Below are 15,479 nucleotides of genomic sequence, written 5' to 3'. Positions count from 1 at the left end.
CCGCACGGCTCAGGCGGGTCCCGCGAGCAGCGCGTCGCACACCGCGAGCAGCGCGCGCCGCAACGGCTCCGCGCGGGCCGCGAAGGCCCGCTGGGCGCGCACGTAGGCGGCCTTGCCGTCCGGCGTCTCGATGGCGACCGGCTCCAGGCCCAGCGAGGTGACGTCGTACGGCGAGGCCCGCATGTCCAGGACGCGGACGTCGCGCGCGAGCTCGTAGCAGTCCAGCACCACCTCCCCCGGCACGGCCGGCGAGAGCTTCATGGCCCAGCGGTAGCAGTCCATCGTGGCGTGCAGGCAGCCCGGCTGCTCCAGCGCGGCCTGCGTCGCCCGGGTGGGCTGCAGCTCGTTGCGGGGCACGGCGCTCGGCGTGAAGAAGCGGAACGCGTCGATGTGGCTGCACCGGAGGCGGTGGGTCTCCACGACCTCGTCGGTGCCCGCGTGGCCCAGGCGCAGCGGCAGGCCCGCGTGCCGGACCTCCTCCGGCGTCGCGCGGTGCACCATCGCCCACTCGTGCAGCCCGAAGCAGCCCAGCTGCGCGGGGCGGCCGAGGGTCCCGGCGAGCACCGCGCGCGCCTGGCGGACCGTCGCACCGCGCTGCGCCACCAGCGAGGCGCCGTCGACGACGACCCCGTCGCGGGTGCGGCGGTGGTGGGCCCAGCCCGCGCGCTCCTCGACGTCCGGCCCGTCCCCGAGCAGCTCGACGCCCAGGCCGGGGTGCCAGCGGCGCAGCCGGCCCGGCGCCCAGCTGTAGTAGGTGTGCAGGAAGTCCTCGACGGGGTGGGCCTCGTGGCGCTGGCGGCGTTCGCGGGCCCCGGCGGTGAGGGCGTCGGCGCGCTCGGCGTGGGCGGCGGCGCGCGCGGTCCAGACAGCCTCGTCCAACGATGAATCCCGGGCGCCTGCGGGGTCTGAGCCGTACGGTGGTGATCCGGACGTCCGAAGGGGTGCAACATGCGCGCGATCTGGAAGGGCGCGGTGTCCTTCGGCCTGGTCAACGTGCCCGTGCGGCTCTACGCCGCCACCGGCGAGCACGACATCCGCTTCCACCAGGTCCACCGTAGCGACGGTGGCCGCATCAAGATGAAGCGGACCTGCTCGGTGGACGGCGAGGAGGTCGGCTACGACCAGGTCGCCAAGGGCTACGAGAGCCCGGACGGCAAGCTCGTCGTGCTCACCGACGAGGACCTGGCGGAGCTGCCGGTCGCGAGCGGCCACGAGATCGACGTGATCCAGTTCGTGCCCGCCGACCAGGTCGACCCCGTGCTGCTGGCGAAGCCGTACTACCTGGAGCCCGAGGCGCGCGCCGCCAAGCCCTACGCGCTGCTGCGCGAGGCGCTGGCGGAGACCGACCGGATGGCCGTGGTCAAGGTCGCGCTGCGCCAGCGCGAGACCCTCGCGGTGCTGCGCGTGCGCGGCAAGGCCATCGTCCTGCAGACCATGCTGTGGCCGGACGAGGTGCGCGAGGCGGAGTTCGAGGTCCTCGACAGCGAGGTCGAGCTGCGTCCCCAGGAGATGCAGATGGCCGCCTCGCTCGTGGAGTCCCTCGCGGCGGACTTCCACCCCGAGGAGTTCGAGGACGAGTACTCCGTCGCGGTGCGCAACCTCATCGACGCCCGCCTGGAGGACGCCGACGCGGCGCCGGCCGTCGCGGCCGCGGACGACGGGGGCAACCGAGGCGGCGAGGTCGTCGACCTGCTCACCGCGCTGCAGCGCAGCGTGGACCGCGCGCGCGGAGCGGCCCCGAAGGCGCAGGAGCGCTCCGCCGAGGTGGCGGAGGAGGACGCGCCGCCGGCCGCCGCGAAGCGGACGAGCGCTCCGGCGAAGAAGACGGCCGCCACCAAGACGGCGGCGAAGAAGGCCCCGGCGAAGAAGACCGCCGCGAAGAGCACCACCAAGAAGGCGACGACCGCGAAGAGCACGTCGACGCCCCGCAAGACGACGGCCCGCAAGTCCGCCTGACCCTCAGACGGGCTGCGGGCCCTCCGCGAGGTAGCGCGTGAAGTCCTCCGCGGAACGGGGCCGGGAGAACAGGTAACCCTGGGCGTAGCGCGCCCCGAGCCGCCGGACGTGCTCGAGCTGGAGCCGGTCCTCGACGCCCTCGACCACGACGTCGCAGCCGAGCTCGTGGGCCAGCCCGACGGCCGCGGCGGTGATGACGTCGCTGGGGGAACCGCCGCCGAGCGCGGTGGTGAACCCACGGTCGATCTTCACCTCGTCGACGGGGAAGTCGCGCAGGTACGCCAGCGAGGAGTACCCGGTGCCGAAGTCGTCCAGGGCCAGCCGCACCCCTCGGGCGCGCAGCCGCTGGAGCACCGGCTGCACCCGGTCGCCGCCGACGAGCGCCGTCTCGGTCAGCTCGAGCGTGAGCGCCGACGGCGGCAGCCCGCTGCCCGCGAGGGCCTCCTCGACGGTCGCCGCGAAGTCGGGGTCGACGAGCTGCCGGCCGGAGACGTTGACGGCCACGGTCAGGTCGCTCGCGTGGGGGTGAGCGCGTCGCCACCGCGCCACCTGCCGGCAGGCGGCGCCCAGCACCTCGCGCCCCAGCGCGACGACGAGGTTGCTGACCTCCGCGACGGGCACGAACGCCGCCGGGGGCAGCAGCCCGCGCTCCGGGTGCTGCCAGCGCACCAGCGCCTCCACCCCCGCGAGCCGTCCGCGCTGCAGGTCGAGGACGGGCTGGTAGTGCACCCGCAGCTCACCGTCGTCGATGCCGCGGCGCAGCCGCAGGCCCTCGCCGAGCACGTCGCGGCCGGCCAGGCCCGCGCCGGCGTTGTGCCGCAGCAGCTCCAGCACCCCGGTCGCGGCGCGGGCCAGCTGCTGCATCAGGGCCACGTCCTCGGCCGTGAAGTCGCGGGGCCGCACGTCCACCGCGCACAGGGTGCCCAGCGGCAGCCCGTCGCGGGTCAGCAGCGGCACCCCCGCGTAGGCGCGCACCTGCGGCTCCCCCACCACGAGGGGGTGGGTGGCGAAGCGGGCGTCGGCGCGGGTGTCGGCGACGACGACGGGCCGGGCGTCGTGGACGGTGTGGGTGCACAGGGACAGCTCCCGCGGCAGGTTCACGACGGGGACGCCGACCCGCGCCAGGTAGTGCTGCTCCAGGCCCATGACCACGATCCCGGCGACGGGGACGTCCAGCACGCGGCTGACCGCGGTGACCAGGGCCTGCAGGGACGGGTCGTCCACGGCGTCCTCGACGCGGTAGCTGAGGACGCTGGCCCGGCGGTCGTCCTCCTGCGGGTGCAGCGGGGCCAGGTGCGGGGCCGCGTGGGGGGCCGCGTGCGGGGCCGGGTGGGTGGCGGGCTCCCCGGCGATCGGGACGGGACCGGCCGCGTCACCTCGGACCGCGAACTCCTGGAACACGCACTCCCCTGCCGCTCGTCCGACGTCACCGGGACGCTCCGCCACCCGCGGGGGCGGAGCTCCCTCCCCTCGCCGACGGGAGGGTTCGGGGAGGACATCGGCGGCTGCGGCACCCGGCTGCACCGACCACCCGGGTGACCGAGGCCACCCGGCCCGCCGCTCAGGTCGGGCGCGTCCCGGCCACGGCACCGCGGCGTCGGTGACGTGACCGCGTCGGTTCCCGGGGAGGGGGGGCTCAGCCGGAGGAGCCGGCGGCCGATGGAGGAGGGACAGGCGCGTGGTCGTCCCGCGCCGCGAGTGCTCTTGAACCAGAGGAGTCCGTTCTCGATGAACGCCCTGAGAAACCTGAACGTCGCCCCCAAGCTCTTCGCCGGCTTCGGCGTGGTCTGCCTCCTGCTGGCCGCGGTCGTGGCCCTCGGCATCTCCCGCCTCGGCTCCGCGCAGGACGACCTCGCGTCGATGTCGTCGAGCGGCATCGCCGGCGTGCAGAGCATCGGCACCGCCAAGACCGTGTTCTCCAGCGCGCGGATCGACCTGCTGAGCGCCGCTCTGGCCCCCGATGCCGCCTCGACCGACGCAGCCCTGAAGACGATGGGCGACGACGACGCCGCCTACGACGCCGCCTGGGCGCAGTACCTGAAGTCCTCCCCGTACTCCTCGGACGCCGACCGGGCCAAGGCCCAGGACCTCATGGCCCAGTACCGGGCCGACCGCGAGACGCTCCTGCCGTTCGTGAAGGCGAACGACGCGCTGGGCTTCTGGAACGCGCGCTCGAAGACGTCGGCTCCGCTGATCAAGGCGCTGAACGCCCAGCTGGACGCGATCGCCACCACCGAGCAGGACGCGGCCGCGACCATGGCCGCCGAGGGCGCCTCGTCCTACCGCAGCGCGGTCGTCCTGATGCTGATCATCGGCGCCGCCGCCATCGCCGTCGCGGTCGCCGTCGCCGTCGTCATCTCCCGCTCGATCGCCGGCCCCCTGGCCCGCACCCTGACGGTGGTCACCGGCCTCGCCGACGGCCGCCTGGACCAGCGCGTCGGCATCAGCAGCGCCGACGAGGTCGGCCGCGTGGCCGCCGCGCTGGACGCCACCATGGAGCGCCTCAGCGACACGATGCGCCGCATCACCGGCTCGGCCGTGACGCTGGCCGCGTCCAGCGAGGAGCTGTCCGCCGTCGCCACGCAGCTGTCCTCCGGCGCGGAGGAGTCCTCCGCCCAGACCCAGGTCGTGTCCGCGGCCACCGAGGAGATCTCCGCGAACATCTCCACCGTCGCCGCGGCCGGTGAGCAGATGACCTCCGCCATCCGCGAGATCGCCGCCTCCACCTCCGAGGCGTCGGCCACCGCCGCCTCCGCGGTCAGCGCCGCGACCAGCGCCGGCACCACGCTGGAGCGCCTGTCGGCCTCCAGCCGCGAGATCGGCGACGTCGTCAAGCTCATCACCTCGATCGCCGAGCAGACCAACCTGCTGGCCCTGAACGCGACCATCGAGGCGGCCCGCGCCGGCGAGATGGGCAAGGGCTTCGCGGTCGTCGCCGGCGAGGTCAAGGAGCTCGCCCAGCAGACGGCCCGCGCCACCGAGTCGATCATCACCCGCGTCAACGCGACGCAGACCGACGCGACCGAGGCCGCCGCCGCGATCGCCGAGATCAGCGAGGTCATCGCCCGCATCGACGGCCTGCAGGCCACCATCGCCGCCGCCGTGGAGGAGCAGTCGGCCACCACCTCGGAGATGGTCCGCAACGTCAACGAGGTGTCCACCGGCTCGCAGGAGATCGCCACGAACATCTCCGGCATCGCCGCGGCCGCCGACCAGACGACCTCGGGTGCGTCGCAGACGGCCACGACCGCCGGCGAGGTCTCCCGCGCCGCGACGGAGCTGAACGACCTGGTCGCGGGCTTCCGCCTGGGCTGACCCGACCGCACGCGGCGCCGTCCCCCGGTCCGGGGGGCGGCGCCGTTCCGCGTCCGGGCCGGGGCCACAGCCGTCAGGTCAGGACGTCCTCGTGGTTGTGCAGCATCAGCCAGCGGCCCTCGACGCGGCGCCAGACGCTCGTGTTGCGCACCCGCTCGTCGGGGCCGGCGGACAGGCGCACCGTCAGCCGGTGCCGCAGGACGGCGGTGTCCCCCAGCAGGTCCAGCAGCGGGTCGGTGGCCTCGATCGCCGTCACCTGCGCGGCGCCCACCTCGGCGGCGCCCACTTCGCTCGTGTCAGCCCCGGGGCGCTGGGCGCGCAGCCGGGCGAGGCCGTCGAGCCCGAGGACGAGCGGCTCGCTCGCGGAGTCCCAGAGCGTGACGTCGGGGTGCAGGTGGGCGTCGCCCCGCGCCGGGTCGCCCGTCAGGTACCCGGCGTAGACCTCGTGCAGCGCGGCCCAGACCGCGGCGGCGTCGGGGTGCAGGAGGTCACCGGTGCGCACGCGACGACCCTACGGCCGGACGTGCCCCGCCGACGCGGCTGCGCGGCCGTGCCGAGGTTCCGGCACGACCGCGCAGTGGACGGGTTCAGCGGTGGGAGTCCTCGCGCTCGTGCTCGGGGAGCGTGACCACGCGCTGCCCCGGGGCGAGCTTGACGAGCTTCAGGGCGGGCTCGGTCCGCAGGTCGCGGACGATGGCGACGCAGAGCGCGACCATGACCACGAGGAACGGCGTCGCGACGATGATCGTGACGTTCTGCAGCGCGGCGAGTCCGCCGGCCTGCAGGAGCACGACCGCGACGGCGCCGGTGAGCAGACCCCACAGCGCGATGAGCCAGCGGCGCGGCTCGTCGTCGCCGAAGGAGCACAGCGAGGCCATGACGATGCTGGCCGCGTCCGCACCCGAGACGAAGAAGATCGCGACGAGGAGCACGACGACCGCGGACGTGACCGTCGCGATCGGGTACTGCTGCAGGACCGCGAACATCTGCGACTCCTGCGCCCCCTGGCCGAGGACGTCGAGCGCACCGCTCATCTGCAGGTTCATCGCGGTGCCGCCGAAGACGCCGAACCAGACGAGGCTGACCAGCGTCGGGACGAGCATGACGCCCACGACGAACTCGCGGATCGTGCGGCCGCGGGAGATCTTCGCGAGGAACGCGCCGACGAAGGGCGTCCACGAGATCCACCACGCCCAGTAGAAGATCGTCCAGCCGGACAGCCACTCGCCGCCGCCGAAGGCACCGGTCCGCACGCTCATGCCGGGCAGCGCGGCGAGGTAGTCGCCCGCCGCGTTCGGGATCAGGTCGAGGATGTAGACCGTCGGGCCGACGACGAACAGGAAGAACAGCAGGGCCAGCGCGAGCACCATGTTGGTGTTGGACAGCCACTTCACGCCGCGCTCGATGCCGCTGATCGCCGAGATCACGAAGCACAGGGTCAGGACGGCGATGATCGCGATCTGGACGCCCGTGCCGCTGGCCGTGCCGAACAGCTCGGTCAGGCCGCCGTTCATCTGCGCCGCACCGAGTCCGAGCGAGACTGCGGACCCGAAGATCGTCGCGAAGATGGCGAGGACGTCGATGGCGCGCGCCGCCCCCTTGGCGCGGCGGCCGCGCAGCAGCGGTGCGAACGCGGCGCTGAACCCGCCGTGGCGGCCCTTGCGGTAGCTGGAGTACGCCAGCGCGAGCCCGACGACGGCGTAGATCGCCCAGGGGTGCAGGCCCCAGTGGAAGAGCGAGTAGTTCATCGACATCGCCGCGGCCGCGTCGCTGCCCGCGACGACGCCCGCCTCGGGCGGCGTCATGAGGTGCGTGGCGGGTTCGGTGACGCCGTAGAACATCAGCCCGATGCCCATGCCCGCGGAGAACATCATGGCGATCCACGACGCGCGGGAGTGCTCGGGCCGCTCGTCGTCGGACCCGAGGCGGATCGTGCCGATCCGGCTGAACGCCAGCACCAGGGCGAAGACCACGAAACCCGACGCGCCGATGACGAAGGCCCAGCCGACGTTGGTGGTGATGCCGGTGAGCAGCGTCGCGCTGCCCGAGGCCAGCTGCTCAGGGATCGTGACGCCGATGACGAGGAGCACGAGCACCACGGCGAGGGAGACGACGAGCACGGGGCGGTCGACCGGCCTGCGCCGGTGGCCCACCCCCTCGCGGGTGCCCGGTGGGGCGAGACGTCCTTCGGGTTCCTTGACGGCCATGAGCGGTCCTCTCCAGCTGCTGGCGTCACCACTCTCGCGGCGCGCTGGTGCGGTTGCTGCGGTCGGTGGTGCGTCAGGCTAGTCGCTGCTCCACCCACGCGTGGAACGCTCCGATGTGGTGCTCGGAGGGCACGAGGACGCCGCCGTCGCGGTACACGCGCGAGGACATCCCGGGCTGGCAGCGCTCGCAGGCGTCGAAGTCCTGCTCGTTCACGCGGTGGAACAGCTCGACCGAGCGCTCGACGTCGCGCCCCTGCTCGACCACGTCGCGGGTGTAGAGCCAGTCGCAGACCACCGTGGTGCGGTCGTGCGCGGTGGGGAACATCCGGTGCACGATCACGTGGTCGGGCACCAGGTTGATGAAGACCGTCGGCTTGACCGTGATCGCGTAGTAGCGCCGGTCCTGGTCCTCGGAGATGGTCGCGATGCGGTCGAAGCCCTCGGAGCCGTCCACGGTGAAGCCCTGCACGTCCGCGCCGAACTCGGCGCCGTGCCCCACGAAGTACTGGGCCGCGTAGCCGTCGGCGAACTCGGGCAGCACCTCGGTGAGCTCGGGGTGGATCGTGGCGCAGTGGTAGCACTCCATGAAGTTCTCGATGATGAGCTTCCAGTTGGCCTTCACGTCGTAGGTGATCCGGCGGCCGAGGCCGAGCGTCTCCACCCCGTACGCGTCGATGAGGCCCAGGTCGCCCAGACGCTCCACGACGGCGCCCTCGACGTCCGCCTCGAAGCTCGGCGGCTCCTCGGCCAGGCACAGCCAGACGTAGCCGAGCCACTCGCGCACGTGCACGGCGCGCAGCCCGTACTCCTCGCGACCCACGTCGGGCATCTTCGTGAGGTTGGGGGCGGCGACGAGCTTGCCGTCCAGGTCGTAGGTCCACGCGTGGTACATGCACTGGATGTTGCGCCGGTGGGTGCCCGACTCCTCCGTGCACAGCTGGACGCCGCGGTGCCGGCAGACGTTGAAGAAGGCCTTGATCGCGCCCTTGCGGGTGCGCGTGACGAGGATCGACTCCCGGCCCACCTGCACCGTCTGGAAGCGCCCCGGGGCGTCGAGGTCCGCGGCGCGCACGGCGCAGAACCACATCTGCTCGAAGATCCGCTCCTGCTCCCGGGCGAAGATCTCGGGATCCGTGTACCAGCGGCCGCCCAGCGTGGGCATGAGGCTCTCGGACAGGGGGGCGCGCGTGGTGTCGGTGCTCATCGGACTTCACCTCGGACGTCGGGGGGATGCAGGGTGGTGAGGGGTGGTGAGGTGGATCACAGCGACGGTGCTCGTTGCACAGTACGAACTCCGTTCCGCCATGGGCAACACCCGACACACGATCGCAACGAAGAGCTGACGGGCGGGAAACACCGCGGGGGCGTCCGGGACCGGCTCGACCACCGGCTCGACCACCGGCTTGACCACCGGCGCGGGCGCCGTCGATGCTGGCCCGATGGACGACGTGCGCCGGATCGTGGTGGTCGGCGCCTCGCTCGCCGGGCTGGGTGCCGTCCGCGCGCTGCGCGCCGAGGGCTACGACGGCGAGGTGGTGGTCGTCGGCGAGGAGGTCCACCGCCCCTACGACCGGCCGCCGCTGTCCAAGCAGCTCCTGCTGGGCACCTGGACGACGGACCAGCTCGCCCTCGAGGCCGCCGACGAGGGCCTGGACGCGCGGTGGGTGCTCGGCGTCCCCGCGACCGGCCTCGACCTCACCACCCGCACGCTGACCCTCGCCGACGGCACCCGCCTGGTCGCCGACGGCTTCGTCCTGGCGACCGGGGCCCGCGCCCGCCGCCTGCCGGGCGCGGACGGGACCGCGGGCGTGCACGTGCTGCGGACCCTCGACGACGCCGCCGCGCTGGGCGGGGAGCTGCAGCCCGGGCGGCGCCTCGTCGTGATCGGCGGCGGCTTCCTCGGCAGCGAGGTCGCGGCCGCCGCCCGCACGCGCGACGTGGAGGTCACCGTCCTCGAGCGCGGCACCCGGCCGTTCGCGCGCCAGTTCGGCGAGGACGTCGGCGCCCTGATCGGCGCGCTGCACGCCCGCGGCGGCACCACCGTGCGCGGCGGGGTCGACGTGGCCGGCTTCGCGAGCGAGCCGGGACCCGACGGCGCGCCCCGCGTCACCGGCGTGGAGCTCGCCGGCGGTGAGGTCGTCCCGGCCGACGTCGTGCTCGTCGCGGTGGGCGCGCACCCCAACGTGGAGTGGCTGCGCGGCAGCGGCATCGAGGTCGTGGACGGCGTCCGCACCGACGACCGCGGCGCCACGAGCTCGCCCCTCGTGGTGGCCGTCGGCGATTGCGCCACCGTGGTCGACCCCGAGGGCGGGGCCGTCCGCCACGAGCACTGGACGACGGCCGCGGAGCGCCCCGCCGTCGCGGTCCGGACGCTGCTCTCCGGCGGCTCGGCCGAGGGCCGCTTCACCGGGATCCCCTACTTCTGGTCCGACCTCTACGGCGAGCGGCTGCAGTTCGCGGGCCACCGCGAGCCCGGCGACGTCCCCGTCTTCGTCGAGGGCAGCGCCGACGAGGAGAAGTTCGTCGTGGTCTGGGAGCGCGACGGCGTCCCCACCGCGGTGCTGGCCCTGTCGAGCTCCCGCACCTTCACCAAGTGGCGTCGCCAGCTCGCGAAGCAGACCGCCGCGGTCTGACCCGTCGAGCCCTCCGTTCGCCCTCTTCCCGCGGCGGCCGGGCCGGACGTCGCACGCCCGGCACCGGCAGGCGGCGCGGCTGACAGTTCCGCTGCTCGCAAGGTGCCGGTAAACGCTTGCGGAGCGCCCCGCGGAGCTCGCGTGCAGCGGAACTGTCAGCCCGTCCCGGCGGTCAGCCGCGCGCGTCCTCCTTGAGCATGTCCGCGCACTTCTCCCCGATCGCCATCGTCGTGATGTTGGGGTTCACCGCACCGAGGAACGGCATGACCGAGCCGTCGGCGATGCGCAGGCCCGCGACGCCGCGGACGCGCAGGCGCGGGTCGCACACGGCCATCGGGTCGTCGTCGCTGCCCATCTTCGCCGTGCAGCTGGGGTGGTAGACGGTGTTGTGCGTCTTGACGACGTAGTCGGCGATCTCATCGTCGGTGACGACGTCCCTTCCGGGCGCGAGCTCGACGCCGGCCCAGGCCGCCATCGGCGACTGCTCGACGATGGTCCGCGCCAGCCGCACCCCCGCCGTCATGACCCGCAGGTCGTGACCCTCGGGGTCGGTGAAGTAGCGGGGGTCCACCTTCGGGCGGTCCCGGAAGTCGCGCGAGCGCAGCTTCACCGTCCCCCGCGACCGGCCCTGAGTGACGTTGGGGGTCAGGCAGAATCCGTTGTCCGTGGTCGGGTAGCCCCAGCGCACGGTGTTCATGTCGAAGGGCACCGAGCCGTAGTGCATCATCAGGTCGGGCACCCGCAGGCCCGGTTCCGTGGTCGCGAAGACGCCGATCTCCCACCACTGCGAGGACGCGGTGACCATCGGCTGCAGGGCGTCCCAGAACACCAGCCCCTCGACGTGGTCGTCGAGGTTCTCCCCCACCCCGGGGGCGTCGACGAGGACGTCGAGGCCGAACTCCTTCAGCTGGGTCGCGGGCCCGATGCCCGAGAGCATCAGCAGCTTCGGGGTGTCGATGGACCCCGCCGACACGATCACCTCGCGGCGCGCGGTGACCCGGCCGTGGTGCACGAGGTCCGGGGCCAGGAACTCGACGCCCGTGGCGCGCAGCGCCCCGTCGGGGCCCGGCTCGACGACGACGCGCTCCACCCAGTGCCCGGTGCGGACCTCGAGGTTGGGGCGCTGGTCGAGCACGGGGTGCAGGTAGGCGTGGGAGGACGACATCCGGTCCCCCGCCTCGCCGGCGTTGATCTGGAACCACCCGGCGCCGTTGAGCACCGTCGGGCCCTCGTTGAACTGCACGGTGGGCAGGCCGGCCGCGGCCGCGGCCTCGAGCAGCGCGACGCCGCACGGGTCGACGGGCGGGATGGTCCGCAGCCGGACGGGCCCGCTGCGGCCGTGGTGCTCGCCCGGGCCGGCGTTGTTCTCCAGCCGCCGCACCAGGGGCAGCACCGCGTCGGCGCCCCAGCCCGTGCAGCCCGCGGCCTCCCAGGCGTCGAGGCCCTCGCGGGGCGGGTGGAAGGCGATGCAGGAGTTGTGCGAGGAGCAGCCGCCCAGGACCTTCGCGCGGGCGTGGCGCAGGAAGCTGTTGCCGTTCTCCTGCGGCTCGACGGGGTAGTCCCAGTCGTAGCCGGAGTCGAGCAGGTGCATCCAGTCGGCGAGGACGAGGATGTTCTCGTCCCCCACGTCGCTGGGGCCCGCCTCGAGGAGGCAGACGGTGACGTCCGGGTCCTCCGACAGCCGGGCCGCGACGACGCACCCCGCGGTGCCGCCGCCCGCGATGACGTAGTCGAACTCGTCGAGGGACCGCTCGCCCAGGAACCCGCTCACCGGGTCGCCTCGCTGCGGTGGCTCTCCAGGGTGCCCGAGGTGTGGCGGAGCTTGGCGCGGTAGTACAGGACTCCCCCTCCGAGGACGACGGCGATGAACAGGACCGCGCCGTAGGTCAGGTACCAGTGGTAGGCGGCCGGTTCGGGGTTGTAGACCTCGCGCCGGGGCCAGAGCAGGTTGACCATCATGCCCACGCCCCACAGCACCGCGAGCACGTTGACGGGCAGGCCCCAGCGGCCGAGGCTGAACGGCGCCTTGCTGCCGTCGGGCATGTCCGCCGGCCAGCGCCCGCGCAGCCGCGCGACGAGCAGCGGGATCGTCACCAGCAGGTAGGCCAGGTAGATCATGCCGACCGCGAGGCTCGTGAGCACGAGGAAGATCGCGGGCTGCCCGACGTTCACGACGAGCACGAGGATCGCCAGGACCCCGATGACCACCGCGGGCACGACGGGCGTGTGGTGCTTCGGGCTGACGCGGGCCAGCCGCTCCCCGGCGGGGAGGTTGTTGTCGCGGGCCATGGCGAACATCATGCGGATCGTCGCGGTGTGCACGGCCAGGGAGCACACGAGGACGGCGACGACGACGCAGACGAGGAACGGCTTGCCGAACCCCGAGCCGACCGTGGTGAGCACGAGGTGCTGCAGGCCGCCGGACGCGCTGGCGAGCTCCGGGTCGTCCAGGTCCGGCACGGCCATGAGGCCGAGGAGCAGGATGAGCCCGCCCAGGACGAAGGAGGCGATGACGGCGCGCAGGACGGCCCGGGGGGCGGTGCGCCGCGGGTCCTTCGTCTCCTCGCCCAGCGAGCTGGCGGTGTCGAACCCGTACATGACGTAGCCCGAGGCGAGGGCCGCGACGAGGAAGGCGCCGAAGTAGCCGCCGACGTGGTCGGTGCCGACGCCCCGGTTCTCCAGGACGACGTCCGGGCCGCGCGTCACGTGCACGGCCAGCAGCACCACGATGACGACGGCCGCGATGAGCTCGATGAACACGCCCGAGGAGTTGATGCGGGACATGAGCTTGACCCCGAAGGCGTTGACGAGGGTCGTGAACACGATGACCACCGTGCCGAGGACGACGGCGTTCAGCGCGTAGTCGCGGGTGGCGTCACCGGTGTCGAAGAACTGGAACCCCGACCACAGCTGCGGCAGCGTCAGCTGCACGGCGAGGACGACGGCCGCGAGCGTGACGATGGACGCCACGAGCATCGTCCAGCCGGCGGCCCACGCGACCGTCGGCGACGCGAGGCGCTTGGTCCAGTTGTAGAGGGAGCCGGCGACGGCGTAGCGGCTGGAGAGCTCGGCGAAGCACAGCGCGACCATCAGCTGGCCCACGAACACCATCGGCCAGGACCACAGGTAGGCCGGGCCGCCGGTGCCGTAGCCGAAGTAGAACAGCTGGAACGTCCCGGTGAGGATGGAGATGTAGCTGACGCCCGCGGCGAAGCTCGCGAACGACCCGATGCTGCGTTCCAGCCCGGGCTTGTAGCCGTACTCGTCGAGACCGTGCGAGTCCTCGGTGCCGACCGGCTTGGCCGGCGAACCCGTTGCCGAGCTGTCCATCGTGTCCTCCGTGGGGGGAGTCAGCCCTTGAACCACCCTGCGACTGCAGGCGTGGTGTTGCGCCACACGTGCTTGGTCTCCCGGTACTCCGCGAGCCCCGCGGGGCCCAGTTCGCGGCCGTTGCCGGACATCTTCATGCCGCCCCACTCCGCCTGGGGGACGTACGGCCCGAAGTCGTTGATCCAGACGGTCCCGTGGCGCAGCGCCGCGGCGACGCGCTCGCCCCGCTCGACGTCGGCGGTCTGGACGCCGCCCGCGAGCCCGTACTCGGTGTCGTTGCCGAGCTCGATCGCCTCGGCCTCGGTCGTGAACCGCTCGACCGTGAGGATGGGCCCGAAGTTCTCCTCCCGCACGATCCGCATGGACCGGTCGCAGCGGTCGAAGATCGTCGGTTCGAAGAAGAAGCCCCGCTGCAGCTCGGGGTCGTCCGGCCGCTTGCCGCCGGTGACCAGCTGCGCGCCCTCGGCGAGCCCGATGGCGACGTAGCTCTCGACCTTCTCCCGGTGGGCCGCGGAGACGAGCGGACCCGACTCGACGCCCTCGGTGAAGCCGTTGCCGAACCGGATGCGCGGCGCGCGCTCGGCCACGCCCGCGAGGAGGGCGTCGGCGATGGAGTCCTCGACGATGAGGCGGGTGCCGGAGGAGCACACCTGGCCCGAGTGCAGGAACACCCCCGTGAGCACGACGTCGATCGCGGTGTCGAGGTCGACGTCGGCGAAGACGATGTTCGGGTTCTTGCCGCCCAGCTCGACCGTGACGCGCTTGACGGTGTCCGCGGCCGCCTTGAGGATCCCCCGCCCGGTGGCGAGGCCACCCGTGAACGACACGAGGTCGACGGCCGGGTGGCTCGTGAGGACGGGCCCGACCGCGGCCCCGCCGCCGAGCACGAGGTTCACGGCGCCGTCCGGCACGCCGGCCTCGGCGAGGAGCCGGACCAGGTGGACGGTCGTGAGCGGGGTGACCTCGCTGGGCTTGAGGACGACGGTGTTGCCGGCGGCCAGCGCGGGCGCGACCTTCCACGACATCTGCAGCAGCGGGTAGTTCCAGGGTGCGATGAGGCTGCACACGCCGACGGGCAGGTGCACGACGCGGCTCACGACGTCGCCGCGGCCCGCGTCGACCGTGCGGTCGACCTCGACGAGGACCTGCTCGGCGTAGTAGCGGAACACGGCGGTGACGTCGTCGACGTCGATGCGGCTCTCGGCCAGGGTCTTGCCGGTGTCGAGGGTCTCGGTGCGGGCGATCTCCTCGCGGTCGCGCTGCAGCAGGTCCGCGGTCCGCTGCAGCAGGGCGGCGCGCTCGGCGACCGGTGTCGCGGGCCAGGCGCCCTCGTCGAAGCAGCGGCGGGCGGCGAGGACGGCGGCCTCGGCGTCCGCGGCGCTCGCCTCGTCGACGGTGCGGAACACCTCGCCGTCGTAGGGGTTGACGAGGTCGCGGGTTCCGCCCTCGGCAGCGGAGCGCCACTCGCCGTCCACGAAGAGCTCGGGCACGTGTCCTCCACGGTGGTTCGCGGTGCTGCTGCGCGGTCGGTGATCTTCGCCCGCGTCGGTGGTGCACTGTACGAACCGCGTTGCGTCACGCGCAATGACTCCGGCCAGGACGTCACAGGCCCGCAACACGCGCCCAGCCCGCGCGTCCGCTCCCGGCGGGGCGCCGGGGCCCGGGGTGAGGCACCATCTCCTGCGAGAGCAGGACCCCCACGAGAGGAACCCGAGCGTGTCGAACGACGTCGTCGCCTGTGCCCTGAGCGACCTCCCCGACGGCGAAGCGGTCCGCGTCGACCTCGACGTCCCCGTCGTCGTCTTCAACGTCGAGGGCGAGCTGTACGCCCTCGACGACACCTGCACGCACCAGGACGCCTCGCTGTCCGAGGGCTGGGTCGAGGACTGCCAGGTGGAGTGCCCCCTGCACGCCGCGACGTTCGACCTGCGCACGGGCGCCCCGTCGGGCCCGCCCGCGATCGTCCCGGTCCGCACGCACGCGGTCTCCGTCGTCGACGGCGACGTCGTCGTCCACGTGGGCACGCCCCGCAGCTGAG

At 73.2% G+C, this 15,479-nt stretch carries 12 protein-coding genes; 4 read left to right on the top strand and 8 right to left on the bottom strand.

Annotation, left to right across the window (positions count from 1 at the left end; genetic code table 11):
• Positions 1-9: 9 nt before the first annotated feature.
• Positions 10-879 carry a 3-methyladenine DNA glycosylase gene (locus F1544_RS06305; protein ID WP_167583375.1) on the bottom strand — a complete coding sequence of 290 codons (870 nt, stop codon included), beginning with the start codon at positions 877-879 and terminating at the stop codon, positions 10-12.
• A gap of 69 nt (positions 880-948) precedes the next feature.
• Between F1544_RS06305 and ku the strand changes: the two genes are divergently transcribed.
• On the top strand, positions 949-1,956 hold the full coding sequence (ku, locus tag F1544_RS06300) for a non-homologous end joining protein Ku (RefSeq protein WP_167583373.1): 1,008 nt from the start codon (positions 949-951) through the stop codon (positions 1,954-1,956).
• A 3-nt stretch (positions 1,957-1,959) separates the two neighbouring features.
• Here ku and F1544_RS06295 read toward each other — a convergent pair whose 3' ends face one another.
• The gene (locus F1544_RS06295) at positions 1,960-3,357 is read right to left on the bottom strand and encodes a sensor domain-containing phosphodiesterase (protein ID WP_308469906.1); all 1,398 of its coding nucleotides are present in this window, start codon (positions 3,355-3,357) and stop codon (positions 1,960-1,962) included.
• 327 nt (positions 3,358-3,684) lie between these two features.
• On the opposite strand from F1544_RS06295, the gene F1544_RS06290 reads away from it, so the two are divergent.
• Complete coding sequence (locus F1544_RS06290) at positions 3,685-5,271, top strand: methyl-accepting chemotaxis protein (RefSeq protein WP_167583371.1); 1,587 nt, start codon at positions 3,685-3,687, stop codon at positions 5,269-5,271.
• Positions 5,272-5,344: 73 nt separating this feature from the next.
• On the opposite strand, the gene F1544_RS06285 is transcribed toward F1544_RS06290, so the two are convergent.
• The 3 genes from F1544_RS06285 to F1544_RS06275 form a co-directional block, all read right to left on the bottom strand.
• Complete coding sequence (locus tag F1544_RS06285) at positions 5,345-5,773, bottom strand: nuclear transport factor 2 family protein (protein ID WP_167583369.1); 429 nt, start codon at positions 5,771-5,773, stop codon at positions 5,345-5,347.
• Between the two features lie 85 nt (positions 5,774-5,858).
• Positions 5,859-7,478, bottom strand: coding sequence for a BCCT family transporter (locus tag F1544_RS06280; protein ID WP_167583367.1), 1,620 nt, complete (start codon positions 7,476-7,478; stop codon positions 5,859-5,861).
• A gap of 73 nt (positions 7,479-7,551) precedes the next feature.
• A complete protein-coding gene (locus F1544_RS06275) occupies positions 7,552-8,682 on the bottom strand; it encodes an aromatic ring-hydroxylating oxygenase subunit alpha (protein ID WP_167583365.1) in 1,131 nt (376 codons plus the stop codon).
• 235 nt (positions 8,683-8,917) lie between these two features.
• Here F1544_RS06275 and F1544_RS06270 point away from each other — a divergent pair, with 235 nt between their 5' ends.
• Positions 8,918-10,111 carry an NAD(P)/FAD-dependent oxidoreductase gene (locus tag F1544_RS06270; RefSeq protein WP_208971377.1) on the top strand — a complete coding sequence of 398 codons (1,194 nt, stop codon included), beginning with the start codon at positions 8,918-8,920 and terminating at the stop codon, positions 10,109-10,111.
• Between the two features lie 172 nt (positions 10,112-10,283).
• Here the strand turns inward: F1544_RS06270 and F1544_RS06265 are convergent, their stop codons facing one another.
• Genes F1544_RS06265 through F1544_RS06255 form a run of 3 tightly spaced genes read right to left on the bottom strand, consistent with a single transcriptional unit; the run spans position 10,284 to position 14,931 of the window.
• Positions 10,284-11,882: a GMC family oxidoreductase gene (locus tag F1544_RS06265; RefSeq protein ID WP_308469905.1), complete on the bottom strand. Its 1,599-nt coding sequence runs from the start codon at positions 11,880-11,882 to the stop codon at positions 10,284-10,286.
• Positions 11,879-13,441, bottom strand: a complete 1,563-nt coding sequence (locus F1544_RS06260) for an APC family permease (RefSeq protein WP_167583363.1) — start codon at positions 13,439-13,441, stop codon at positions 11,879-11,881. Before F1544_RS06260 ends, F1544_RS06265 begins: the two co-directional genes overlap by 4 nt.
• A 20-nt stretch (positions 13,442-13,461) precedes the next feature.
• Positions 13,462-14,931, bottom strand: a complete 1,470-nt coding sequence (locus F1544_RS06255) for an aldehyde dehydrogenase family protein (protein WP_167583361.1) — start codon at positions 14,929-14,931, stop codon at positions 13,462-13,464.
• Between the two features lie 226 nt (positions 14,932-15,157).
• On the opposite strand from F1544_RS06255, the gene F1544_RS25265 reads away from it, so the two are divergent.
• Positions 15,158-15,478, top strand: coding sequence for a bifunctional 3-phenylpropionate/cinnamic acid dioxygenase ferredoxin subunit (locus F1544_RS25265; protein WP_308469904.1), 321 nt, complete (start codon positions 15,158-15,160; stop codon positions 15,476-15,478).
• Position 15,479 lies beyond the last annotated feature (1 nt).

The organism is Kineococcus rubinsiae, assembly GCF_011839805.1.
GTDB lineage: Bacteria > Actinomycetota > Actinomycetes > Actinomycetales > Kineococcaceae > Kineococcus > Kineococcus rubinsiae.
This window is presented reverse-complemented; position numbering and strand designations above follow the sequence as displayed.

Coding starts and splice junctions, on each gene's coding strand:
- ku (WP_167583373.1), top strand. CDS start 949: ATGCGCGCGATCTGGAAGGGCGCGGTGTCCTTCGGCCTGGTCAACGTG.
- F1544_RS06290 (WP_167583371.1), top strand. CDS start 3,685: ATGAACGCCCTGAGAAACCTGAACGTCGCCCCCAAGCTCTTCGCCGGC.
- F1544_RS06280 (WP_167583367.1), bottom strand. CDS start 7,478: ATGGCCGTCAAGGAACCCGAAGGACGTCTCGCCCCACCGGGCACCCGC.
- F1544_RS06275 (WP_167583365.1), bottom strand. CDS start 8,682: ATGAGCACCGACACCACGCGCGCCCCCCTGTCCGAGAGCCTCATGCCC.
- F1544_RS06270 (WP_208971377.1), top strand. CDS start 8,918: ATGGACGACGTGCGCCGGATCGTGGTGGTCGGCGCCTCGCTCGCCGGG.
- F1544_RS06260 (WP_167583363.1), bottom strand. CDS start 13,441: ATGGACAGCTCGGCAACGGGTTCGCCGGCCAAGCCGGTCGGCACCGAG.